This window comes from Pseudomonas sp. 382 (assembly GCF_002759075.1).
Taxonomy (GTDB): domain Bacteria; phylum Pseudomonadota; class Gammaproteobacteria; order Pseudomonadales; family Pseudomonadaceae; genus Aquipseudomonas; species Aquipseudomonas vlassakiae.
On sequence record NZ_PEMX01000014.1, the window covers coordinates 91,348 to 113,399 of the forward strand.

Annotated in this window: 23 protein-coding genes and 1 pseudogene; 7 read left to right on the forward strand and 17 right to left on the reverse strand. The window is 62.9% G+C overall.

The window, feature by feature from the left end; translation table 11 throughout:
• Nucleotides 1–2 precede the first annotated feature (2 nt).
• From CQW31_RS17265 to exbB, 4 genes are all read right to left on the reverse strand, one after another.
• On the reverse strand, nt 3–929 hold the full coding sequence (locus CQW31_RS17265) for a hydrogen peroxide-inducible genes activator (RefSeq protein ID WP_054884745.1): 927 nt from the start codon (nt 927–929) through the stop codon (nt 3–5).
• Between the two features lie 94 nt (nt 930–1,023).
• Nucleotides 1,024–1,758 (reverse strand): energy transducer TonB, encoded by a 735-nt coding sequence (locus CQW31_RS17270; protein WP_054884744.1) that lies wholly within the window; start codon nt 1,756–1,758, stop codon nt 1,024–1,026.
• The gene (gene exbD / locus CQW31_RS17275) at nt 1,755–2,183 is read right to left on the reverse strand and encodes a TonB system transport protein ExbD (protein WP_054884743.1); all 429 of its coding nucleotides are present in this window, start codon (nt 2,181–2,183) and stop codon (nt 1,755–1,757) included. Before exbD ends, CQW31_RS17270 begins: the two co-directional genes overlap by 4 nt.
• Before the next feature lie 3 nt (nt 2,184–2,186).
• Complete coding sequence (gene exbB / locus CQW31_RS17280; RefSeq protein ID WP_054884742.1) at nt 2,187–3,146, reverse strand: tonB-system energizer ExbB; 960 nt, start codon at nt 3,144–3,146, stop codon at nt 2,187–2,189.
• A gap of 191 nt (nt 3,147–3,337) precedes the next feature.
• Between exbB and CQW31_RS17285 the strand changes: the two genes are divergently transcribed.
• On the forward strand, nt 3,338–4,195 hold the full coding sequence (locus tag CQW31_RS17285) for an SDR family oxidoreductase (protein WP_099815005.1): 858 nt from the start codon (nt 3,338–3,340) through the stop codon (nt 4,193–4,195).
• Nucleotides 4,196–4,347: 152 nt separating this feature from the next.
• Here CQW31_RS17285 and CQW31_RS17290 read toward each other — a convergent pair whose 3' ends face one another.
• The 5 genes from CQW31_RS17290 to CQW31_RS17310 all read right to left on the reverse strand — a co-directional run bounded on the left by CQW31_RS17290 (nt 4,348) and on the right by CQW31_RS17310 (nt 9,098).
• Nucleotides 4,348–5,073, reverse strand: a complete 726-nt coding sequence (locus CQW31_RS17290; protein ID WP_099815019.1) for a hypothetical protein — start codon at nt 5,071–5,073, stop codon at nt 4,348–4,350.
• A gap of 56 nt (nt 5,074–5,129) precedes the next feature.
• Nucleotides 5,130–5,510, reverse strand: coding sequence for a RidA family protein (locus tag CQW31_RS17295; RefSeq protein ID WP_009684531.1), 381 nt, complete (start codon nt 5,508–5,510; stop codon nt 5,130–5,132).
• A 23-nt stretch (nt 5,511–5,533) separates the two neighbouring features.
• Nucleotides 5,534–7,642: a bifunctional GTP diphosphokinase/guanosine-3',5'-bis pyrophosphate 3'-pyrophosphohydrolase gene (gene spoT / locus CQW31_RS17300; protein ID WP_054884740.1), complete on the reverse strand. Its 2,109-nt coding sequence runs from the start codon at nt 7,640–7,642 to the stop codon at nt 5,534–5,536.
• Nucleotides 7,643–7,701: 59 nt separating this feature from the next.
• Nucleotides 7,702–7,965, reverse strand: coding sequence for a DNA-directed RNA polymerase subunit omega (gene rpoZ / locus CQW31_RS17305; protein WP_016394025.1), 264 nt, complete (start codon nt 7,963–7,965; stop codon nt 7,702–7,704).
• Between the two features lie 260 nt (nt 7,966–8,225).
• Nucleotides 8,226–9,098: a LysR family transcriptional regulator gene (locus CQW31_RS17310; protein ID WP_054884739.1), complete on the reverse strand. Its 873-nt coding sequence runs from the start codon at nt 9,096–9,098 to the stop codon at nt 8,226–8,228.
• A 205-nt stretch (nt 9,099–9,303) separates the two neighbouring features.
• On the opposite strand from CQW31_RS17310, the gene CQW31_RS17315 reads away from it, so the two are divergent.
• From CQW31_RS17315 to CQW31_RS17325, 3 genes are all read left to right on the forward strand, one after another.
• Nucleotides 9,304–10,686 (forward strand): glutamine synthetase family protein, encoded by a 1,383-nt coding sequence (locus tag CQW31_RS17315; RefSeq protein ID WP_054884738.1) that lies wholly within the window; start codon nt 9,304–9,306, stop codon nt 10,684–10,686.
• A gap of 4 nt (nt 10,687–10,690) precedes the next feature.
• Nucleotides 10,691–11,446, forward strand: coding sequence for a gamma-glutamyl-gamma-aminobutyrate hydrolase family protein (locus CQW31_RS17320; protein ID WP_054884737.1), 756 nt, complete (start codon nt 10,691–10,693; stop codon nt 11,444–11,446).
• A 118-nt stretch (nt 11,447–11,564) separates the two neighbouring features.
• Nucleotides 11,565–13,103 carry an APC family permease gene (locus CQW31_RS17325; protein ID WP_054884736.1) on the forward strand — a complete coding sequence of 513 codons (1,539 nt, stop codon included), beginning with the start codon at nt 11,565–11,567 and terminating at the stop codon, nt 13,101–13,103.
• A 136-nt stretch (nt 13,104–13,239) separates the two neighbouring features.
• Here CQW31_RS17325 and gmk read toward each other — a convergent pair whose 3' ends face one another.
• Nucleotides 13,240–13,860, reverse strand: coding sequence for a guanylate kinase (gene gmk / locus CQW31_RS17330; protein ID WP_054884735.1), 621 nt, complete (start codon nt 13,858–13,860; stop codon nt 13,240–13,242).
• Between the two features lie 14 nt (nt 13,861–13,874).
• Entirely contained in the window at nt 13,875–14,738 is an 864-nt protein-coding gene (locus tag CQW31_RS17335) for a YicC/YloC family endoribonuclease (protein ID WP_054884734.1), read from the reverse strand.
• 205 nt (nt 14,739–14,943) lie between these two features.
• On the opposite strand from CQW31_RS17335, the gene rph reads away from it, so the two are divergent.
• Together rph and CQW31_RS17345 are read left to right on the forward strand one after the other, a co-directional pair.
• A complete protein-coding gene (gene rph / locus CQW31_RS17340) occupies nt 14,944–15,666 on the forward strand; it encodes a ribonuclease PH (protein WP_082433665.1) in 723 nt (240 codons plus the stop codon).
• Nucleotides 15,667–15,689: 23 nt separating this feature from the next.
• Nucleotides 15,690–16,058 (forward strand): DUF4870 domain-containing protein, encoded by a 369-nt coding sequence (locus tag CQW31_RS17345; RefSeq protein ID WP_054886771.1) that lies wholly within the window; start codon nt 15,690–15,692, stop codon nt 16,056–16,058.
• A gap of 27 nt (nt 16,059–16,085) precedes the next feature.
• On the opposite strand, the gene CQW31_RS17350 is transcribed toward CQW31_RS17345, so the two are convergent.
• The gene (locus tag CQW31_RS17350; protein WP_008091582.1) at nt 16,086–16,865 is read right to left on the reverse strand and encodes an exodeoxyribonuclease III; all 780 of its coding nucleotides are present in this window, start codon (nt 16,863–16,865) and stop codon (nt 16,086–16,088) included.
• Between the two features lie 80 nt (nt 16,866–16,945).
• Here CQW31_RS17350 and pyrE point away from each other — a divergent pair, with 80 nt between their 5' ends.
• Nucleotides 16,946–17,587 carry an orotate phosphoribosyltransferase gene (pyrE, locus tag CQW31_RS17355; protein ID WP_054886770.1) on the forward strand — a complete coding sequence of 214 codons (642 nt, stop codon included), beginning with the start codon at nt 16,946–16,948 and terminating at the stop codon, nt 17,585–17,587.
• A gap of 85 nt (nt 17,588–17,672) precedes the next feature.
• On the opposite strand, the gene CQW31_RS17360 is transcribed toward pyrE, so the two are convergent.
• The 5 genes and pseudogenes from CQW31_RS17360 to CQW31_RS17380 all read right to left on the reverse strand — a co-directional run.
• Nucleotides 17,673–18,332 carry a DUF799 domain-containing protein gene (locus CQW31_RS17360; protein ID WP_054886769.1) on the reverse strand — a complete coding sequence of 220 codons (660 nt, stop codon included), beginning with the start codon at nt 18,330–18,332 and terminating at the stop codon, nt 17,673–17,675.
• Nucleotides 18,329–18,697, reverse strand: a complete 369-nt coding sequence (locus tag CQW31_RS17365; RefSeq protein WP_099815006.1) for a DUF4810 domain-containing protein — start codon at nt 18,695–18,697, stop codon at nt 18,329–18,331. The genes CQW31_RS17360 and CQW31_RS17365 overlap by 4 nt, the downstream gene beginning before the upstream one ends.
• Nucleotides 18,698–18,724: 27 nt before the next feature.
• Nucleotides 18,725–19,405 carry a CsgG/HfaB family protein gene (locus CQW31_RS17370; protein WP_099815007.1) on the reverse strand — a complete coding sequence of 227 codons (681 nt, stop codon included), beginning with the start codon at nt 19,403–19,405 and terminating at the stop codon, nt 18,725–18,727.
• Nucleotides 19,406–19,624: 219 nt separating this feature from the next.
• The gene (gene argB / locus CQW31_RS17375) at nt 19,625–20,530 is read right to left on the reverse strand and encodes an acetylglutamate kinase (protein WP_054886766.1); all 906 of its coding nucleotides are present in this window, start codon (nt 20,528–20,530) and stop codon (nt 19,625–19,627) included.
• A 30-nt stretch (nt 20,531–20,560) separates the two neighbouring features.
• Nucleotides 20,561–21,928, reverse strand: a pseudogene (locus tag CQW31_RS17380) (phosphomannomutase/phosphoglucomutase); the annotation flags it as partial.
• Nucleotides 21,929–22,052: the final 124 nt, after the last annotated feature.

Below are 22,052 nucleotides of genomic sequence, written 5' to 3' on the forward strand. Positions count from 1 at the left end.
GATCAGGCCGGTTGTTCCACAGGCGGCTTGGCCACCGAGCAGAGGCGGATCGAGTCGGCAAGGATCTCGATCGCCTTCGGCCGCGGGAAGCTGGCGCGCCAGGCGATGGCGACGGTACGGAATGGCGCAGGCGGGGTGAGCGGACGCACTTCGATGACGCCGGGCGCATAATGATGGCTATGTACGGCCGACAGCGGCAGGATGGACACCCCCAGGCCGGAAGCGACCATGTGGCGGATGGTTTCCAGCGAGCTGGACTCGACCGTGGTGTGCTTGGAGCCTTCGCCACCTTTGTTCAGTGTCGGGCAGGCTTCCAGCACCTGGTCGCGGAAGCAGTGGCCCTCGCCGAGCAGCAGCAGGCTCTTGTCGTTGAGCATTGCAGTGTCGATGGTCTTTTTCGCCGTCCAGGGGTGGTCGGCTGGCATCAAGGCACAGAACGGCTCGTCGTACAGTGGCAGGGTCAACACGTCCGCTTCGTTGAACGGCAGGGCAATGATCACCGCGTCCAGTTCGCCGTTGCGCAGCTTCTCGCGCAGCACGTGGGTGAAGTTTTCTTCGATGTACAGCGGCATCTGCGGTGCAACCCGGTGCAGCTGTGGAATCAGGTGCGGGAACAGGTACGGGCCAACGGTATAGATGGCGCCGACCTTGAGCGGGGCGGTCAGCTGGTTCTTGCCGGCCTGGGCCAGCTCGCGAATGCCCTGGGCCTGCTCCAGTACCTTCTGCGCCTGGGCCACGATGCTTTCGCCGACCGGGGTCAGGCGCACTGCACTTTTGCTGCGCTCGAAGATCAGCACGCCAAGCTCGTCCTCAAGTTTTTTCACGCCGACCGACAGGGTCGGCTGGCTGACGTGGCAGCGCTCGGCAGCATGGCCGAAGTGCTGCTCCTGGGCGAGCGTGACGATGTAGCGTAATTCTGTGAGGGTCATAACGTGCGTCCATGAAGTTGCGGCCCCAGCATAGCGGCTGCAATCGATAGACGCACGTTATCAGACTTGCCGATTTGTGACAGAAACAAAACTATCAGCGACGGTCCAGCGAGTAGACGAACGGTGCCACGACTTCGATCGTGCCATTGGTCAGCAGCTCGGCTGGCGGCTTCGGTACCGTACCGGCGCGGCGGATCATTTCCAGGGTTGCCCGGTCCAGGGCCGCGCTGCCGGAGCCGCCTGCCATGGAGTAGGACACCACCTTACCTTCGGCGTCGACCACGAAGCGCAGGCGGTTGATGCCTTGCAGGCCTCGGCGGCGAGCGTCTTCCGGGTAGCGCTTGTACTTCGCCAGGTGGCGCAGCAGGTCGCTCTGCCAGGTTGGCAGCGCCTGGCTGTTGGCGGCGATGCTTGGCGCCGGTGCCGCCGACTTCTGCGGCGGCGTGTTGCTTGGCGGTGTGTCAGCTACCTGTTCTTTGGCCGGTGGCTCATCTTTTGGCGGCTCAGGCTTCTTCTCAGGCTTCGGTGGCTGAGGCTTGGGCTTCGGCTTGGGCGGCTTGGCGATGGCGATCTTCGGTTTCGGTGCCTCTACCAACTTTGGCAGCGGCGGTTCTTCGACCGGCGCCGGCGGCTGTGGGGCGGCTTTCGGTGGTGGCGGCGGCGCGGGTTCGGGCAGTGGTGCCAGCTCGACCATCATGGCTGCCGGCGGCAGCTCGATGGCCTGGGGTACTGACCAGTTGAGCGTCAGCAGCACGGCGACCGCATGCACACCCAGCACGATTGCCAGGCTGCCACCGTAGCGCGCCACGTTTGAGCGCGTTTTCGTCATTTCTTGGCTGCCGTCTCGAGACCTACCAGACCGACCTTGAGGTAGCCGGCCGCGCGCATGTTGTTCATCACTTCCATCAGGTCACCGTAATCCACGCCTTTGTCGGCCTGGAAGAAGATGGTGGTTTCCTTGTCGCCCTTGGTCTTGGCGTCGAGCATCGGGCCAAGCTGTTCCGGGGCAGGGACCTGATCGTCGCCGACATACAGCTTCTGGTCGGCCTTGACGCTGACGAACACGGGCTTTTCAGGCCTCGGTGCCGGCTTGGCGGTCGAGGCCGGCAGGTCGACCTTGATGTCGACCGTGGCCAATGGGGCCGCGACCATGAAGATGATCAGCAGCACCAGCATCACGTCGATGAACGGCGTAACGTTGATTTCGTGGTTTTCGGCGAGGTCGTCGCCACCTTCGTTGAGATGCAGGCCCATGGTTTACCCCACTTTCACCATGTGCGGGGCGGCGCGGTCGCTGCCCTGATGGTCCAGATCACGGCTGACCAGCAACAGCACCTGGGCGGAGGCGTCAGACACCTGCGCCTTGTAGCCGGCGATGGAGCGGGCGAAGACGTTGTAGATGACCACGGCCGGGATCGCTGCAACCAGGCCCAGTGCGGTGGCCAGCAGAGCCTCGGCGATGCCTGGGGCGACGACGGCCAGGTTGGTGGTCTGGGTCTTGGCGATGCCGATGAAGCTGTTCATGATGCCCCACACGGTACCGAACAGCCCAACGAACGGCGCGGTGGAGCCGATGGTGGCGAGTACGCCGGTGCCGCTGCTCATGGTGCGGCCGCTGGCAGCTACCAGGCGCTCCAGGCGGAAGCTGACGCGCTCCTTGATGCCTTCTTTCTCGCGGGCATTGGCCGACAGGCGCATCTCTTCGAGGGCATCGTGGACCAGGGTATGGGCCAGGGTACCTTCAGTGTTGGCGACGGTGCTGGCTTCTTTCAGGCTCACCGACTTCTTCAGGGCGGCGATCTCGCCACGCAGGCGGCGCTTGGCGCCCATCAACTCGAAGCCCTTGGCGATCCAGATGGTCCAGGTGATGATCGAAGCGATGGCCAAGCCGATCATGACGGCTTTGACGACGATATCTGCGTTCTTGTACATGCCCCATGGGGACAAGTCATGGGCCATGCCCAGCGAGGTGTCTTCAACCAGTTCCTGCACGGCCGGGTCGGCGGAAGCAGGTGCTGCGACCGGGGTGGTGGCCTGGCCTTCTGCAGCAGCGGGTGCCGGGGTGGCTGGCGCGGTGGCAGCGGCCGGGGCGGCGGCGTTGGCGGCAGGCTCATCGGCCATGGCTACCGGGGCCAGCACCAGGCTGAACAGCAGCGCGGCGATGGCGCGCCAGGCGCGCGACGGGGTTGGCGAAGCGGAAAGTTGAATACGTGTCATGCTGGCCGGACCTGATGAAGAAGAAAGTGAGCGTTCTCCAGGGCCTCGATATAGGCCGAGAACAGATAGGGCTGCCATTATTGCAAGTAATTCTTGTTAACAAAAGTAATCTTGTTGCTTTTTTCACCCGCGGTCTAGCCGCCTATCGTGTAATACGGCTAGCCTGATCCTTTGGTCTAGGGAGTTTTATGATGTCAGGCCTTTCCGCAATTATCGTGGGATGTGGTGATGTAGGTGGCCGTTTGGCCCGCCAGCTGCTGGCCAAAGGCTGGCAAGTCAGTGGTTTGCGCCGCTCGGTCGCGCAGCTGCCCGAGTGCGTTGCGGCCATTGCTGCTGACCTGTCCGACCCTGCGATCCCACAGGCATGGCCACAGCGCTCACCGGATTACCTGGTGTACTGCGTCGCCGCCAGCCAGCATGACGAGGCGGGTTACCAAAGCGCCTACGTCGATGGTTTGCGCCATGTGCTGGCGTGGTTGGCCGAGCGCGGCCAGCGCCCGCGGCGTTTGCTGTTCGTCTCCAGCAGCAGCGTGTTTGCGCAAAAGGACGGTGGATGGATCGACGAAACCGCGCCCACCGAACCTGAAGGTTATTCCGGGAAGGTAATGCTGGAGGCCGAAGGGCTGGCGCTGGCAAGCGGCATTCCTGCCAGTGTTATTCGCCTGACCGGCATCTATGGCCCGGGTCGCGAGTGGCTGCTGAGCCAGGTGCGCCAGGGCTATCGGGTGGCGGAGGAGCCGCCGCTGTATGGCAACCGGATTCATGCCGAGGATGCGGCGAGCCTGATGGCGTTCCTGCTGCAGGCCGATGCCGATGGCGTGGTGCTGGAGGAGTGCTACATCGGTGTCGACGACGACCCGGCTCCGCTGGCTGATGTGGTGGCCTGGCTGCGGGGGTACATGGGGGTTACCGAGTGGTCTGATGAGCAGCGGGTGCGCCGTACCGGCAGCAAGCGTTGCAGCAATGCCCGGGTGCGGGCGCTGGGCTGGGCGCCGGAGTATCCGAGCTACAAGGAGGGCTATGCCGCCATACTGGCAGGCAAACGCTGAAATCTAGAGGCCTGGCGCGGTTCGTGTAGGAGCGGCCTTGTGTCGCGAAAGGGCCGCGCAGCGGCCCCGGCATTCTATGCGGCGAAGCTGAGATCCTGGGGCCGCTTCGCAGCCCTTTCGCGACACAAGGCCGCTCCTACAGGAGTGGCGCTTCAGTCGCGTTCCAGCACCCACTGCTGAGCACCGGCCGCCAACTGCGGAATCTCGTCGGCCTGGGCAGTGTTCACCGCCTGGTAAATTGCCAGCTTGTTGCCGTCACGCTTGAAGATGAAAGGTGCGCCGCGCTGGTTGCGCTCCAGCCACAGGCTGTCGTTGTTGCCACCCATGCTGGCGCAGTCGCCGGCCAGGCACAGGGCGAAACGGTCCGGGCCTGGCAGGCCGGTGACGTTGCCAGTATCGCTGAAGCGGACAGTGGCGCCCTTGCCCTGGCCTTCGATGATCTTCCAGTCGCCACCGAGGTAAGCCTGGTACAGCGCCTTCTCGAAGCTGCCGCCCAGAGGCGCATTGCCGGGCTGCTCGGCGCGCACGAAGGTCTGCTCTGCACCGCTCTGGGTGGTGGCTTTCAGCTCATCGCCATCCAGTTCGAGCTGTTCGGTCTGGCCGCCCTGGAAGCTGGCCTGCCATTGCTTCTGGTTGGCGATCAGCTGGCCATCGGCCGCCTCGAAACCATTGCTGTAGCTGGCCTGCTGGTGGGCGACATCGAGTTTCCATTCGAACACCGGGCCGTGCTCGTTCAGGGCCTGGCGCAGGCTGCCGCCTTTGCTGGCGGCCTTGATGGCGGCCTGGTTGATCCAGGTGCCGTTGAAATCTTCGGGTTTGTGGCTGGCGCAGCCGCCCAGAAGCAGGGCTGCCAGCGCGAGAGGCAGTGCGTGACGCATGACGGGATAACCTTGCAGAGGAGGGGTGACGGGCAGGGCGCCCGTCACCAGGGGCATCATTCGATGACCAGGATGGCGTCCATTTCGACCTGGGCGCCTTTTGGCAGTGCCGCAACGCCGATGGCAGCGCGGGCTGGGTATGGCTGTTCGAAGTAGCGGCCCATCACCTCGTTGACCTTGGCAAAGTGGCTCAGGTCGGTCAGGAAGATGTTCAGCTTGACGATGTCCTTGAACGAGCCGCCTGCCGCTTCAGCCACGGCCTTGAGGTTCTCGAACACCTGTACTGTCTGGGCTTCGAAGCCTTCGACCAGTTCCATGGTCTTAGGGTCCAGCGGGATCTGGCCCGACATGTAGACGGTGTTGCCGGCCTTGATCGCCTGGGAGTAGGTGCCGATAGCGGCAGGGGCCTTGTCGCTGTTGATTACGGTCTTGCTCATGATGACTCCTTGCGGTTGGCGGACTACGTACGCATGCGGGTGATGCGGACCACGCCGGTCAAGGTACGCAGCTTCTTGATCACACGTGCCAGGTGCACACGGTCGTGCACGCTGACCACCAGTTGGACCACGCTGATACGGCCGTCGCGTTCGTCCATGCTGATCTTCTCGATGTTGCCGTCGGCAGCGTTGACGCTGCTGGCCAGCAGGGCGATCAGGCCGCGCTGGTGTTCAAGCTCGACACGCAGCTCGACGTTGAACTCGCCTGCGATGTCCTTGGCCCACGAAAGCTGTACACACTTCTCGGGGTTGTGGCGAATTTCGCTGATGTTGCGGCAGTTTTCCAGGTGCACGACCATGCCCTTGCCCGCTGACAGGTGGCCGACGATCGGGTCACCCGGGATCGGCGTGCAACACTTGGCGTAGCTCAGTACCAGGCCTTCGGTGCCGCGGATCGCCAGCGGGCCTTCCGGCGCCGGCAGCTGTTCGCCTTCGGCCGACAGCAGGCGGCGGGCGACCACGTAGGCCATGCGGTTGCCCAGGCCGATGTCTTCGAGCAGGTCTTCGATCAGCTCCAGGCGATATTCGGCAAGGATTGCCTGGATACGCTCCTGGGGGATCTGCTCGAGGCTGCTGTCGAAGCCGGTCAGCACCTTGTTCAGCAGGCGCTCACCGAGGCTGATCGACTCGGAGCGACGCTGTTGCTTGAGCGCGTGGCGAATGTGCGTGCGCGCCTTGCCGGTGACCACGAAATTGAGCCAGGCCGGGTTTGGCCGTGCGCCCGGGGCGCTGACGATCTCGACCGTCGAGCCGCTCTGCAGCGGTTCGGACAGCGGTGCCAGGCGTCGGTTGATGCGGCAGGCGATGCAGCTGTTGCCGACGTCGGTGTGCACCGCGTAGGCGAAATCGACGGCGGTGGAGCCTTTGGGCAGCTCCATGATCCGCCCTTTGGGCGTGAACACGTAGACCTCGTCCGGGAACAGGTCAATCTTCACGCTCTCGATGAATTCCAGCGAGTTGCCAGCACGCTGCTGCAGCTCGAGGATGCCCTTGACCCACTGGCGGGCCCGGGCATGGCTGCCCTTGGGCTGCTCGTCTTCGTTGGACTTGTACAGCCAGTGCGCGGCGATACCGTTGTTGGCCATCTCTTCCATCTCGCGGGTGCGGATCTGGATTTCGATGGGCACGCCGTGCATGCCGAACAGCGTGGTGTGCAACGACTGGTAGCCGTTGGCCTTGGGAATTGCGATGTAATCCTTGAAGCGACCGGGCAGCGGCTTGTACAGGTTGTGCACGGCGCCGAGCACGCGGTAGCAGGTGTCGACCTTGTCGACGATGATGCGGAAGGCGTACACGTCCATGATCTCGTTGAAGGCGCGGCGCTTGCCACGCATCTTCTTGTAGATGCCATAGAGGTGTTTCTGCCGTCCGCTGACCTCGCCCTCGATCCCGTCGGCGGCCAGGCAATTGGCCAACGAATGCTCGATCTTGGCGACGATCTCTTTACGGTTGCCGCGTGCGCTCTTCACCGCCCGGTGGATCAGCGACGAACGCATCGGGTGCATGGCTTTGAAGCCGAGGTCCTCGAACTCCACGCGCACGGTGTGCATGCCCAGGCGGTTGGCGATGGGGGCGTAGATCTCGAGGGTTTCCTTGGCGATGCGCCGGCGTTTTTCGCCAGACAGCACTTCCAGGGTGCGCATGTTGTGCAGGCGGTCAGCCAGCTTGACCAGGATCACGCGGATATCGCGGGCCATGGCCATGGCCATCTTCTGGAAGTTCTCGGCCTGCGCCTCGGCCTTGGTTTCGAAGTTCATCTGGGTCAGCTTGCTGACCCCGTCGACCAGCTCGGCCACGGTCTCGCCAAACTGCTGGCAGAGAGCTTCCTTGGCGATGCCGGTGTCTTCGATCACGTCGTGCAGCATGGCCGCCATCAGGCTCTGATGGTCCATGTGCATGTCGGCGAGGATGCTGGCCACGGCCAGCGGATGGGTCACGTAGGGCTCGCCGCTGCGGCGGCGCTGCCCGTCGTGTGCCTGTTCGGCGTAGAAATAGGCGCGCCGAACCAGGTTGACCTGTTCGGGCCCCAGGTAAGTCGACAGCCGTTCGGCTAAGGCTTCTATGCCCGGCATGGTTTCACCTCTTGCCGAGGAAGAGGGCCTTGTGCCGCGCGACGTCGACAGGGCATCGATCAGACAGCCTCGTTGGACTCGTCCTCGAACGCGGCGAAGACCGGATCCTCGGTAACGATCTCTTCGGCGGCGATGAACTCAGGGGTCACGATACCTTCGGCGATTTCGCGCAGGGCGACCACGGTCGGCTTGTCGTTTTCCCACGCTACGCGGGGCTCTTTGCCGCCGGTAGCCAGCTGACGGGCGCGCTTGGTCGAGAGCATGACCAGCTCAAAACGGTTATCCACGTGTTCCAGGCAGTCTTCAACAGTTACGCGGGCCATGGTCTTCCTCAGTAGCAAATGCGGTAGGCGTGCAGCCCAATATGGGCAGGCGGACTCGATAGTTTAAAAAATCACCAGCCAATAGGGAAGCGCTGTTTTGTCGGGTGGGCACCTTCGAGCCCGGCGTCTGCTTCTTCGCGGGCAAGCCCGCTCCCACAGGAATGATGCGTTGCTCACCAGCGTCGCGCACCCCGTGGGAGCGGGCTTACCCGCGAAAGGGCCGGAACAGACAGCCTGAACATATGATCCTGACGATAACCTCAGAGCATCGCATCCCGCAACCGCGGCGTCAGCTCCTCGAACAAGGTCTGCACCGAGCGCAACGCCCGGCAATCCGGCCGGGTCAGCAGCCACAGCTGGGTATCGCAGCCTGGCAGAGGCCCGCTCAACGCGTCGACCCCGGGCAAGGCATCGACCATATAGTCCGGCAGGGCCGCCACGCCCAGTCCGGTGCTCACCAGCTGGGCGATGGTCGACATGCCGCTGCACTGGTAGCGTGGGCTCAGCCCCGGGTACTGCTGGTTGCGCCAGACCACGGTAGGGTGATCCTGCATCGAGTCGTCCGGGGCGATCCACGGCACGCTGCCGGCCGACTCGTTCAGGCGCTCGCGCCACTGCGGCTGACCGCAGATCACATAAGATGTGGAGCCCAGGCAACGACCGACCAGGTGCTCCGGCGGCGTGTTGGTCAGGCGCAGGGCGATGTCGGCATCGCGGCGGCTGAGGTTGGCGAAGGTATTCGAGGTGCCCATCTCCAGCGACAACGCCGGGTAGTTCGGCATGAACGCTGCCAGCGCCGGCAGCAGCAGGCTGTGCATCACCGCCTCGGTGCAGGTCAGGCGCACGGTGCCGCTGACCACTTGCTCGCCGCTGGTCATGGCGATGCGTGCGGCATCCAGCGCCTGCTCGGCGCGCTCTGCCTGCTCTGCCAGGGCCTGGGCCGTGTCGGTCGGCAGGTAGCCTTTGCGGCTTTTCACGAACAGCGCGGTGCCCAGCGCCGACTCCAGCCGGCGAATCGAGCGGAACACGGTCGACACGTCGACCTTGAGCAGTTCGGCGGCCTTGGCCAGTGAGCGCCCGCGTTCCAGTGCCAGGACCAGAGAAAGGTCGGCGTGGGTAATCTGATATTGCATTGGTGCACGCTCTGCTTGCCGAATTGCCAATGTCTGTTGCATGAGGGCCATTTTATAGTGAAACGGCCCCCGGGAATCAATGCGCCCGGTCGGGTAACCAATCCCCACGATGGGAAAGTGAAAAGAACAACAGCTGCAACCATCGTCGCCCTTGAGGCGCCAGCCGTATCCCCACATCGCCGCAGCAAATCATAGGATGTAAGCCATGACGTCGGTCACCCCGTGCGCCAGTACTTCCAGCGAGATGAATGACTTCCTCCAGGCCCATCCGGATACGCAGTACGTCGATCTGCTGATTTCCGACATGAACGGCGTGGTACGCGGCAAGCGCATCGAGCGCGCCAGCCTGCACAAAGTGTACGAGAAAGGTATCAACCTGCCGGCCTCGTTGTTCGCCCTCGATATCAATGGCTCGACCGTGGAAAGCACCGGCCTGGGCCTCGATATCGGCGACGCCGACCGCATCTGTTACCCGATTGCCGGCACGCTCTGTAATGAGCCATGGCAAAAGCGCCCGACCGCGCAGCTGCTGATGACCATGCACGAACTGGAAGGCGAGCCGTTCTTTGCCGACCCGCGCGAGGTGCTGCGCCAGGTGGTGAGCAAGTTCGACGCCATGGGCCTGGATATCTGCGCCGCGTTCGAGCTGGAGTTCTACCTGATCGATCAGGACAACCTCAACGGTCGCCCGCAACCGCCACGCTCGCCGATTTCCGGCAAACGCCCACAGTCGACCCAGGTGTACCTGATCGACGACCTCGACGAATACGCCGATTGCCTGCAGGACATGCTCGAAGCGGCCAAGGAGCAAGGCCTGCCAGCCGATGCCATCGTCAAGGAAAGCGCGCCGGCGCAGTTCGAAGTCAACCTGCACCACGTTGCCGACCCGATGAAGGCCTGCGACTACGCGATCCTGCTCAAGCGCCTGATCAAGAACGTCGCCTACGACCATGAAATGGACACCACGTTCATGGCCAAGCCCTACCCGGGCCAGGCGGGCAACGGCCTGCACGTGCACATCTCGCTGCTGGACAAGAAAACCGGCAAGAATATCTTTGCCCATGACGACCCGCTGCAAAGCGACGCCCTGCGCCACGCCATCGGTGGTGTGCTGGAGACCATGCCGGCGTCGATGGCCTTCCTGTGCCCGAACATCAACTCCTACCGCCGCTTCGGTGCGCAGTTCTATGTACCGAACGCGCCGAGCTGGGGCCTGGACAACCGCACCGTGGCCGTGCGCGTACCGACCGACAGCAGCGAGAACGTTCGTATCGAGCACCGCGTGGCCGGCGCCGATGCCAACCCATACCTGATGCTGGCGGCCATCCTGGCCGGTATCCACCATGGTTTGACCAGCAAGATCGAGCCGGGTGCACCAATCGAAGGCAACTCCTACGAACAGCTGGAGCAGAGCCTGCCGAACAACCTGCGTGACGCCCTGCGTGCGCTGGATGACAGCGAAGTCCTCAACCAATACATCAGCCCGGACTACATCGATATCTTCGTGGCCTGCAAGGAAAGTGAGCTGGCCGAATTCGAAGTTTCGATTTCCGACCTCGAGTACAACTGGTACCTGCACACGGTGTAAGCCCATGAGCGCAATTGCGGTCCCCTTGATCGGTATCAGTGCCTGCCGCCAGCAGGTCGGGAAGAACTCGTCGCATACGGTGGGCGACAAGTATGTGGAGGCCGCCGGCTTCGCCGGGTTGCCACTGATCCTGCCGGCGCGCGACGGCGGCAGCGACACGCAGGCGCTGCTGGCCCGGCTCGACGGCATTGTTTTTACGGGCTCGCCTTCAAATATCGAGCCGCATCATTACAATGGCGCCGCCAGCGTCGAAGGGACCCGGCACGACCTTGCCCGTGACCGGCTGACCCTGCCGTTGCTGCAGGCGGCGATTGCCGCTGGTGTGCCGGTGTTCTGCATCTGCCGTGGCTTTCAGGAACTGAACGTGGCCCTGGGCGGCAGCCTGCATCAGCGAGTGCAGGCGTTGCCTGGCTACATGGATCATCGTGAACCCGAGGATGCACCTCTTGAAGTCCAATATGGCCCTGGTCATCCCGTCAGCATTGCGCCTGGCGGGTTGTTCGAGCGCCTGGGCCTGGCTGCGCAGTTCGAGGTCAACTCGTTGCACAGCCAAGGTATCGACCGCCTGGCCCCGGGCCTGCGGGTCGAGGCACGGGCCCCCGATGGCCTGATCGAAGCGGTGTCGATGCCTGACGCGCCGGGCTTTGTGCTTGGTGTGCAGTGGCACCCGGAATGGCGTTTCGCCGACAACCCGGTCTCCCGGAGCCTGTTCCAGGCGTTCCGCGAGGCCTGCATTGCCCATGCTGCACGGGAGGCCTGACAGCCAGTCAGCCAAAAGTCCGGGATGACTGACCCCCGCCAGCGCGCTTTCAATGAGTGGAAGCAGGCCCTGGGAACAGGGCTTGTGAAAACAATTCCAATAGTTACGGCAAAAACTCATGAGCAATTACACAGAAGCCGGCCGCCCACCCGATGTGGCCGACTCGGGCAGCACACAGCGCAGCAAAGGCCTGGCCAAGGGCCGTCTTGGCCTGCTGGCCAGCGTGGTGCTGGGCATTTCCACCATTGCCCCGGTCTACACGCTGACTGGCGCCCTTGGCCCGACCGTACGTGAGGTCGGCGCTCATCTTCCCGCCGTGTTCATCGTTGGCTTCTTGCCGATGCTGCTGGTTGCCCTGGGCTACCGCGAGCTGAACTCGGCCGAGCCGGACAGTGGCACTTCGTTCACCTGGTCGGCCCGTGCCTTTGGCCCGATGATCGGCTGGATCGGTGGCTGGGGGTTGGTGGTTGCCACAACCATCGTGCTGTCCAACCTGGCGGGCGTTGCTGTCGACTTCTTCTATCTGTTCCTCAGCCAGATCACCGGCCAGCATGAGCTGGCGGCGTTGGCCGACAACCTGTTGATCAATGTGACCACCTGTTGCGTGTTCATCGCCATGGCGGTATGGATCTGTTGTCGCGGCATGGCCACCACCATGACCGTGCAGTACGGGTTGGTGGCACTGCAGCTGATGGTACTGCTCGGCTTTGCCTTCGCGGCCTTTGGCGGCACCACCGCACCGCCGCCGCTGGAGTTCGATTTCGCCTGGTTCAACCCGTTCGGTGTCGAGTCGTTCTCGGCCTTTGCGGCGGGGCTTTCGCTTTCGATCTTCATTTTCTGGGGCTGGGACGTCTGTCTGACCGTCAGCGAAGAGTCGATCGGCAGTGACGAGGTTCCGGGCAAGGCTGCCACCTGGACCGTGTTGTTGATCCTTGGCCTGTACTTGGTCACCGCCATTGCCACCTTGCAGTTTGCCGGCATCAGCGAGCATGGCCTGGGCCTGAACAACCCGCGCATCCAGGAAAATGTGTTTGCCCACCTCGCCGGCCCGGTGATGGGGCCGCTGGCGATCCTGATGTCGATCGCCGTGCTGGCGAGCACCGCAGCGTCGCTGCAATCGACCTTTGTGTCACCGGCGCGCACGCTGTTGGCCATGGGCTACTACGGCGCGGTGCCGCAGAAATTCGCCAGCGTCTGCCCGCGTTCGCAAACCCCGCGTTACGCGACCATCTGCGCAGGCGTGGCGGCAGGGCTGTTCTACGTGACCATGCGTACCCTGAGCGAGAACGTGCTGGCTGACACCATCACGGCGCTGGGGATGATGATCTGCTTCTACTATTCGCTGACCGCGTTCGCCTGCGTCTGGTACTTCCGCGACAGCTTGTTCGGCAGCCTGCGCCACTTCTTCATGCGCGGCCTGTGCCCGCTGGTGGGTGGGGTGATCCTGTCGGTGATCTTCGTGCGCACGGCCATCGACAGCGCCTCGCCGGACTTCGGCAGCGGCTCGCATGTGGCGGGGCTGGGGTTGGTGTTCGTGATTGCGGCGATCATTTCGGCACTGGGGATCGTGCTGATGATGATTTCGCGGATGCGTGCGCCGGCCTACTTCCTGGGGGCGACCCTGCGCCAGCAGGCCACCTTGCCACTGCAGGACTAATGCTGGGGGCGCTTTGCGCCCCTTTCGCGACACAAGGCCGCTCCTACAGGAGATCGCATCAGTCCATATTGACGCGATCCCTTGTAGGAGCGGCCTTGTGTCGCGAAAGGGCTGCAAAGCAGCCCCCTTCGGTCTATCAGGCGAGCAGTTCTTTCAGCAGTTCGCTGTTGCCCTGCTGCTGTTTCTTCAGCAGCAGCCGGTTGGCCACGAACACCGCCTTCAACTCCTCCAATGCCACATCGAAGTCGTCATTGATGATGACGTACTCGTACTCGTCGTAGTGCACCATCTCGCTGACCGCTTCCTTCATGCGCCCGGCGATGATCGCTTCGCTGTCCTGGCCACGGCCATCCAGGCGCTCGCGCAGGGCCTGCTGGCTCGGCGGCAGGATGAACACCGAACGTGCCTCGGGCATCAACTTGCGCACCTGCTGGGCACCTTGCCAGTCGATTTCCAGGATCAGGTCATTGCCCCGGTCCAGCACCTCCTGAAGCGCGCTGCGGGAAGTCCCGTAGAAGTTGCCGAACACTTCGGCGTGCTCAAGGAAGTCTCCCTTGGCGATCAGCGCCTTGAACTCGTCATGGCTGACGAAGTGGTAGTTCACGCCGTGCTCTTCGCCCGGGCGCATGGCGCGGGTAGTGTGCGATACCGAGACGCTGACGCGCGGGTCGGCCTTGATCAGGGCGGTGACCAGACTGGTCTTGCCGGCGCCGGACGGTGCCGAAACGATATAGAGGGTGCCGCTGCTTTGATTCATGGTCGGGGGAGGCCTTACTCGATGTTCTGTACTTGTTCACGCATCTGTTCGATCAGCACCTTCAGGTTGACCGCCGCTTGCGTGCTGCGTGGGTCGAAGGCCTTGGAGCCCAAGGTGTTGGCTTCACGGTTGAGTTCCTGCATCAGGAAGTCCAGGCGCCGGCCAGCAGCACCGCCGGACTTGAGCACCCGGCGCACTTCGTTGACGTGGGTGCTGAGGCGGTCGAGTTCCTCGGCGACGTCGCTCTTCTGCGCCAGCAATACCATCTCCTGCTCCAGGCGCTGCGGGTCAAGCTCGGCCCTGAGGTCACTGAAACGGTCGATGATCTTTTGCCGCTGGGCGGCGAGCATCTGCGGCACCAGGGCACGCAGGGTGGTGACCTCGGTGGCCATGTTGTCCAGGCGCTCGTTGATCAGCCGGGCCAGCTCCTGGCCTTCGCGCAAGCGCCCGGCCTTGAGTTCGGCCAGGGCCTCGTCGAACAGCGCCACGGCCTCGGCGTTCAGGGCCTGCGGGTCAGTGGCGTCGGCCACCAGCACGCCCGGCCAGGACAGCACTTCCAGCGGGTTGAGCGCGGCCGGTTGCTGGATCAGGCTGGCCACTTCTTCAGCGGCGGCAACCAACTGCGCAGCGCGCTCGCGGTCGACCTTGAGCGGCTTGCCGTCGCTGTCTTCGTGCAGGCGCAGGGTACATTCCACCTTGCCGCGCGACAGGCCCTGGCGCAGGCCTTCACGTACCGCGCCTTCCAGGTCGCGCAGGGCGTCCGGCAGGCGCAGGTGAGGTTCAAGGTAACGGTGGTTGACCGAGCGCAGTTCCCAGACCAGGGTGCCTTGGCTGCCTGCACGCTCGACACGAGCAAAAGCGGTCATGCTGTGCACCATGGAAAGTACCTCGCGTAAATGAATTGAAGGCGCGCGATTGTAGCGCAGTGCGCACGTGACGCCCAATCCACCCATGTTACAGAGCGCGTGCCGGCGAGTGGGAAAAGTCGACAGGCTGCCCGGGGCGCGACAATAGGCATGTCCTCTGTGGGCGACGGGCTCTATAATGGCGGGCAGATTCAAAGTCCCAGTACAGGTATCCCAGATGAAACGTCCAAGTGGTCGCGCCGCCGATCAGCTCCGCTCGATCCGCATCACCCGCAACTACACCAAGCACGCCGAAGGGTCGGTACTGGTCGAGTTCGGTGACACCAAGGTCATCTGCACGGTCAGCGTCGAAAACGGCGTACCGCGCTTCCTCAAAGGCCAGGGCCAAGGCTGGCTGACCGCCGAGTACGGCATGCTGCCGCGTTCCACCGGCGAGCGTAACCAGCGCGAAGCCAGCCGTGGCAAGCAAGGTGGCCGCACCCTGGAAATCCAGCGTCTGATCGGCCGTTCGCTGCGTGCCGCACTGGACATGAGCAAACTCGGTGACATCACCCTGTACATCGACTGCGACGTGATCCAGGCCGATGGCGGCACCCGCACCGCATCGATCACTGGCGCCATGGTCGCCCTCTGCGACGCCCTGGCCGTGATCAAGAAACGCGGCGGCCTGAAGGCCGGCAACCCGCTCAAGCACATGATCGCCGCCGTATCGGTGGGTATGTACCAGGGCGAAGCGGTACTTGACCTGGACTACCTGGAAGATTCCGCTGCAGAAACCGACCTCAACGTGGTCATGACCAGCGCCGGTGGTTTCATCGAAGTACAGGGCACCGCCGAAGGTGCACCGTTCCAGCCTGCAGACTTCAACGCCATGCTGGCGCTGGCGCAAAAGGGCATGAACGAAATCTTCGAACTGCAGCAGGCCGCGCTGGCCGACTGATCCTCGCCAAGGAGGTGCGGAGCATGAGCGATTCCGAACTGTCGGTCACCCCGCCCAATGCCGAAGTCCGGCAATGGGCGATGTTCTGCCACCTTTCCGCGCTGCTGGGCCTGGTCATACCGCTTGGGCACCTGCTTGGCCCGCTGGTGCTGTGGCACCTCAAGCGCGAGCAGGACCCTTTCATCGATGCACAGGGCAAGGAAGCGCTGAACTTTCAGATCAACGTGACCATTGCCGGGTTCGTGTGTACCGCGCTGATGTTCGTGGCCATCGGCATCGTGCTGTTCCCGGTGCTGATGCTGGCAGTGCTCATCCTGATCATCCTGGCGGCGGTCAGGGCCAATGAAGGCAAGGCGTATCGCTACCCCTTCATCTGGCGACCGATCCAATAAAAAAGGGCCGCGTTTGCGGCCCTTTTCTCAGATGGTCAACGTCCAGTCGTAGTCGACGATCAGCGGCGCATGTTGCGAGAAGCGCGGCTGACGCGGCAGTCGGGCGTTGCGCACGAAGCGGCGCAGGCCCGGGGTGAGGATCTGGTAGTCGAACCGGTAGCCCAGGTTGAGCATCTCGGCCTGCTCGTTGTCCGGCCACCAGCTGTACTGGTCGCCTTCACGGCTGACTTCACGCAAGGCATCGACATAGCCCATGTCGCCGGTGATCGCATCCATCCACGCCCGCTCTGGTGGCAGGAAGCCCGGCGACTGCTGGCTGTCACGCCAGTTCTTGATGTCGAGCTTCTGCTGCGCCACGTAGAACGAGCCGCAATAGATGTATTCGCGACGCTTGCGACGCTGCTTGTCCAGGTACTTGGCGAAGTCGTCCATCAACTTGAACTTCTGGTTCAAGTCTTCGTCGCCGTTCATGCCCGAAGGCAACAGCAGGCTGGCAATACTGACTTTGTCGAAATCTGCTTGCAGATAACGCCCGTAGCGGTCGGCTGTCTCGAAACCCAGGCCGGTGATGACTGCCTTGGGCTGCATGCGCGAGTAGAGTGCCACGCCACCTTGGGCGGGTACCTCCGCGTCGCAGGCATAAAGGAAATAGCCATCGAGCTGGAAAGCTGGGTCGTCGAGTTCAAAGGCCGAGGCGCGGGTATCCTGAAGGCAGATGACGTCGGCATTCTGGGCTTGCAGCCAGCTGAGCAATCCACGCTCGGCCGCAGCCTGAATGCCATTCACGTTCACACTGATGATCCGCATAAATGGCCCCAAAAATCTCGTGCGTGTATGATACCCGAGCTCAACCCATTTAGCTAAATCCGTGGTGTCCGGGACTTTACATGCAGCCGTATCAGCGCGACTTCATCCGTTTTGCCATCGATCGCGGCGTACTGCGCTTCGGTGAATTCACCCTGAAATCGGGGCGTACCAGCCCGTATTTCTTCAATGCCGGCCTGTTCAACAGCGGTTCCGCCCTTGCGCAACTGGGCCGTTGCTATGCGGCAGCCATCGTCGACAGCAAGATCCCGTTCGACGTGTTGTTCGGCCCAGCCTACAAGGGTATCCCCCTGGCGGCGGCCACCGCCGTGGCGCTGGCCGAGCAGCATCAGCTCGACGTGCCTTGGTGCTTCAACCGCAAGGAAGCCAAGGACCACGGTGAAGGCGGCAGCCTGGTCGGCGCGCCGCTGGCCGGTGACGTGCTGATCATCGACGATGTGATCACTGCGGGTACCGCGATTCGCGAAGTGATGCAGATCATCAACGCCCAACAGGCCAAGGCCGCTGGTGTGCTGATCGCACTGAACCGCGAAGAACGCGGCAATGGTGAGCTGTCGGCGATCCAGGAAGTGGAGCGCGACTTTGGTATCCCGGTGGTCAGCATCGTTTCGCTGACCCAGGTACTGGAGTTCCTGGCAGACGATCCGCAACTGAAGCAGCACCTGCCGGCTGTCGAGGCCTACCGGGCGCAGTACGGGATTTGATCCTGGCCTGGAAGTGAAAAAGGCGACCTTCTTGTGAAGGTCGCCTTTTTTGTGCCGCCTGTCCCGGCTTTTTCGCCGGGTTTACTCAGTCGGTGCCGTATTTAGGCGACCGCGGCCCGTATAGAATGCCGCCGTTGGCATACGGCGTCAGCAGCCTGGCGCTGGTCATGCCAGCAATCGGGTAGCCGGCGTCGTCCTGCACGCTGCTGATGATCTGGTTGACCGCCGCACTGATCAACATGCCAATGATGCCGCCTTGGTTCTGCTGGTTCTCCTGGCTGGAGGCCGTGGCACTGCCTGTCCACAGGGTGGTGCCGGTCTTCAGGTCGACCAGCTTGGCGCTGGCGGTGACAATGGTCGCGCTGCTCAGCACCATGTAGCGGGTGCCGTAGTCCGACACGGTCACGTACAGGCCGGCATCGGCGCCGAAGATTTCGTGCAGCTTGGTGGTCGGCAACTGATGGATGTCGGCCGGGGTGGTCAGACCGTTCTGGCGGAAGGTTTCGTCCACCAGCGCCACCGGCATGACGTAGTAGCCTGCTTCGGCCAGCGGATAGGTGACCTGCGACAGCATGCTATAGGTCGCCTTTACGTCCGGCGAATTGTTCAGCGGCGGCAGGATCAGGATCGACTTCGGCCGGCTCTGCTTGTACGCCGAATAGTCGATGGTCTTGCGCTCGGCGCAGCCGCTGAACAGGGCCAGCACGCAGGCACCGATGAGTAGTTGGGTCAGGCGCTTGATCATTTCACGGCTCCCTTGCTGGCGTTGCTCATCAGGAAGTCCATGTAGGCGGCCGATTCCGGGAACAGCGCCTTCTCGGTGCGCAACTGCTGGATCATCTGGTCATCCTTGCCCAGGCTGGAGTACAGCAGGCCGAGCTGAGCGTGGTAGCCCGGCGGCACGGCGCCGTTCTTGGCCTTGATCTTCTCCAGGTCGCGCTCCAGGGCGATGACCTGTTCTTCTTTCGCGTCGCCTTTGAGGTAGCCGTAAACCTGGGGCTGGTAGCTTTCCCACTGGTACAGGGTCTTCGGGCCGCTGCAGCCGGCCAGCAGCAGGCCGCCCAGCACGAGGCCCGCGCAGCTGCGCAAGGCCGGGAGGGTGATAGTCATTGATACGTCCTTCCTGGAATGGGTCGGTTACTGAGCCTTGGGGTTCCACTGACCGCTTTCGACGGCGTTGACCAGCTTGTTCACGGCTTCGCGCATGGCCAGGTCGAGAACCTTGCCGTTGAGCGTCGAGTCGTAGCTGGCGGTGCCGCCGAAACCGATGACCTCGCGATTGGACAAGGCGTATTCACCGGCGCCCTGGCTCGAATAAACCACCTCCGATGTGCTGATGTTGACGATGTTCAGCGCCACCTTGGCGTAGGCGATCTGGGTCTTGCCGCGGCCGAGAATGCCGAACAGCTGGTGGTCGCCGACTTCCTTGCGGCCGAATTCGGTGACGTCGCCGGTCACCACGAAATCGGCGCCCTTCAGGCGCTGGGCCTGGCCCTTGATTGCCGCTTCCTGCTGGATCTCGCTCATGTTGTCGCGGTCGAGTACGTTGAAGCGGTTAGTCTGCTGCAGGTGGGTGATCAGGATGGTCTTGGCCTGGCCACCGAGGCGGTCGACCCCATCGGAGAAGATGCCGCGCATGTAGCTGGAACGGTTGTCGAACTTGCCCACGGCAATCGGTGCACGCACACCGCTGTAGGGGCGGCTGACGCTTTCGACCTGCTGCACGGCAACAGCAGTGGACGTTTCGGTGGCACAGCCGGCAATGGACCCGACAGCCAGGGCGGCTGCCAGCACGAGTCCTTGTGATGCGTATCTCACGCGTGTACTCCAGATGAATAGTGGCAATTTGCAATGATCTTGTATTCTGCCACGTTGTCTCGGCTGCCAGTCGGAAATCTTGAGGGTGAACGTGAAGATGACAGGCCGTCAGCCATTCATCTGCGTGTGCCGCGATGAATGCAGAGCGGGGCAAGCCTACCCCCACGCGCCATCTGGCAGCATGGGGGCCAGCTTGCCCCGCCCGGTATTACAGAAGCTTCAGTGACGCTTGCGGTTGGTGATCAGGGTGCCCACGCCGCTGTCGGTGAAGATCTCCAGCAGCACCGCGTTTGGTACGCGGCCGTCGATGATGTGCGAGCTGTTCACGCCGCCTTGCACTGCATCCAGCGCACACTTGATCTTCGGCAGCATGCCGCCGTAGATAGTGCCGTCGGCGATCAGTTCGTTGACCTGCTCGGTGGTCAGGCCGGTCAGGACCTGGCCCTGCTTGTCCATCAAGCCGGCGATGTTGGTCAGCAGCATCAGCTTTTCAGCCTTCAGTGCTTCGGCAACCTTGCCTGCCACGAGGTCGGCGTTGATATTGTACGACTCACCGTTGGCACCCACGCCGATTGGCGCGATCACCGGGATGAAGTCACCTTTGACCAGCATGTTGAGCAGGTCGGTGTTGACGCTCACCACTTCGCCGACGTGACCGATGTCGATGATTTCCGGCTGGGTCATCTCAGGGGTCTGGCGGCTGACGGTGAGCTTCTTCGCACGAATCAGCTCGGCGTCCTTGCCGGTCAGGCCGATGGCGCTGCCGCCATGGCGGTTGATCAGATTGACGATGTCCTTGTTGACCTGGCCGCCGAGGACCATTTCCACCACGTCCATGGTCGCGGCGTCGGTGACGCGCATGCCATCGATGAAGTGGCTCTCGATCGACAGGCGCTTGAGCAGGTCGCCGATCTGCGGGCCGCCACCGTGCACGACCACAGGGTTGATGCCCACGGCCTTCATCAGCACGATGTCACGGGCGAAGCCGGTCTTGAGCTCTTCGCTCTCCATCGCGTTGCCGCCGTACTTGATCACCAGGGTCTTGCCGACAAAGCGGCGGATGTAAGGCAGTGCTTCGGACAAAACCTCGGCTACATGGGAAGCGGCATCGCGATCGAGGGTCATGCAGGGCTCCTGTAAGGAACAGATAGTCGGTCAGAACGGCAGTTGCAGCTCAGGGGCAACCCGCAGCAACTGGGCACGGAAAACATCCTTGATACGTTGCAACTCGGCGGCGCTTTCAGCCTCGAAACGCAGCACCAGCACTGGCGTAGTGTTGGACGCGCGGACCAGGCCCCAGCCGCTGGCGTAGTCGACCCGCACACCGTCGATGGTGGTCAGGCTGGCTTCGCCCCAGTCGGCGTCGCGTTGCAGTGCATCAATGATGCTGAATTTACCCTCGTCGGTCACATCAATATTGATTTCCGGGGTGGAAATATCGTTCGGGAAGGCAGCGAACAGCTCTTCGGCGCTCTGCGAGGCCTTGCTGAGGATCTCCAGCAGGCGCGCGGCGCTGTAGATGCCGTCGTCGAAACCGTACCAACGCTCCTTGATGAAGATGTGCCCGCTCATCTCGCCAGCCAGCAGCGATCCGGTCTGCTTCATCTTCTTCTTGATCAGCGAGTGGCCGGTCTTCCACATCAGGGCGCGGCCACCGTGCTGTTCGATCAGCGGGGTCAGGCGGCGGGTGCATTTGACGTCGAAAATGATCTCGGCACCCGGATTGCGTTCAAGCACGTCCAGGGCGAACAGCATCAGCAGGCGATCGGGGTAGACGATATTGCCGGTATTGGTCACCACGCCCACGCGGTCGCCGTCGCCGTCGAAGGCCAGGCCGATGTCGGCGCCGGTTTCCCTGACCTTGGCAATCAGGTCTTCGAGGTTCTCCGGCTTGCCCGGGTCCGGGTGGTGGTTGGGGAAGTTGCCGTCGACGTCGCAGAACAGCGGGATGACTTCGCAGCCCAGGGCTTCGATCAGCTGCGGCGCGACCACGCCGGCGGCGCCGTTGCCGCAGTCCACCACGACCTTGAGCTTCTTCGCCAGCTTCACGTCCGCGGTGATCTGCTGGAAGTAGCGATCAAGGATTTCGACCTTCTGCACGCTGCCTTCGCCGCGTGGCACGTCGTTGGTCTTCAGACGGGTCAGCAGGGCCTGGATCTGCTCGTTGGCCAGCGTGTCGCCAGCGATGACGATCTTGAAGCCGTTGTAGTCCGACGGGTTGTGGCTACCGGTGAGCATCACGCCCGATTTGCCGGCCAGCACGTTGGCGGCGTAGTACAGGGCTGGGGTCGGCACCAGGCCGACGTCGCTGACCTGGCAACCGGCATCGACCAGGCCTTTGATCAGCTGCTCGACGAGCATCGGGCCGGACAGGCGGCCATCGCGACCAACGGAAATCTGCGGTTCGCCCTGGGCAATGGTCTGGGCGCCGATGGCGCGGCCGATCCAGTAGGCGGTTTCGCCGTGCAGGGTCTTGCCGACCACGCCACGGATGTCATAAGCGCGGAAAATGCTGTCTGGCAGTGCGGCGGGTGCCAGGTGGGCCATGTCGTTCATCTCGGGAAACTCCATTAGTCAGAGGCTTTCTGGGCAGGCGCAAACTGAACGCTTGGACGGTGGATTCGCCAGAGAGTTCGCCATCCTTGGC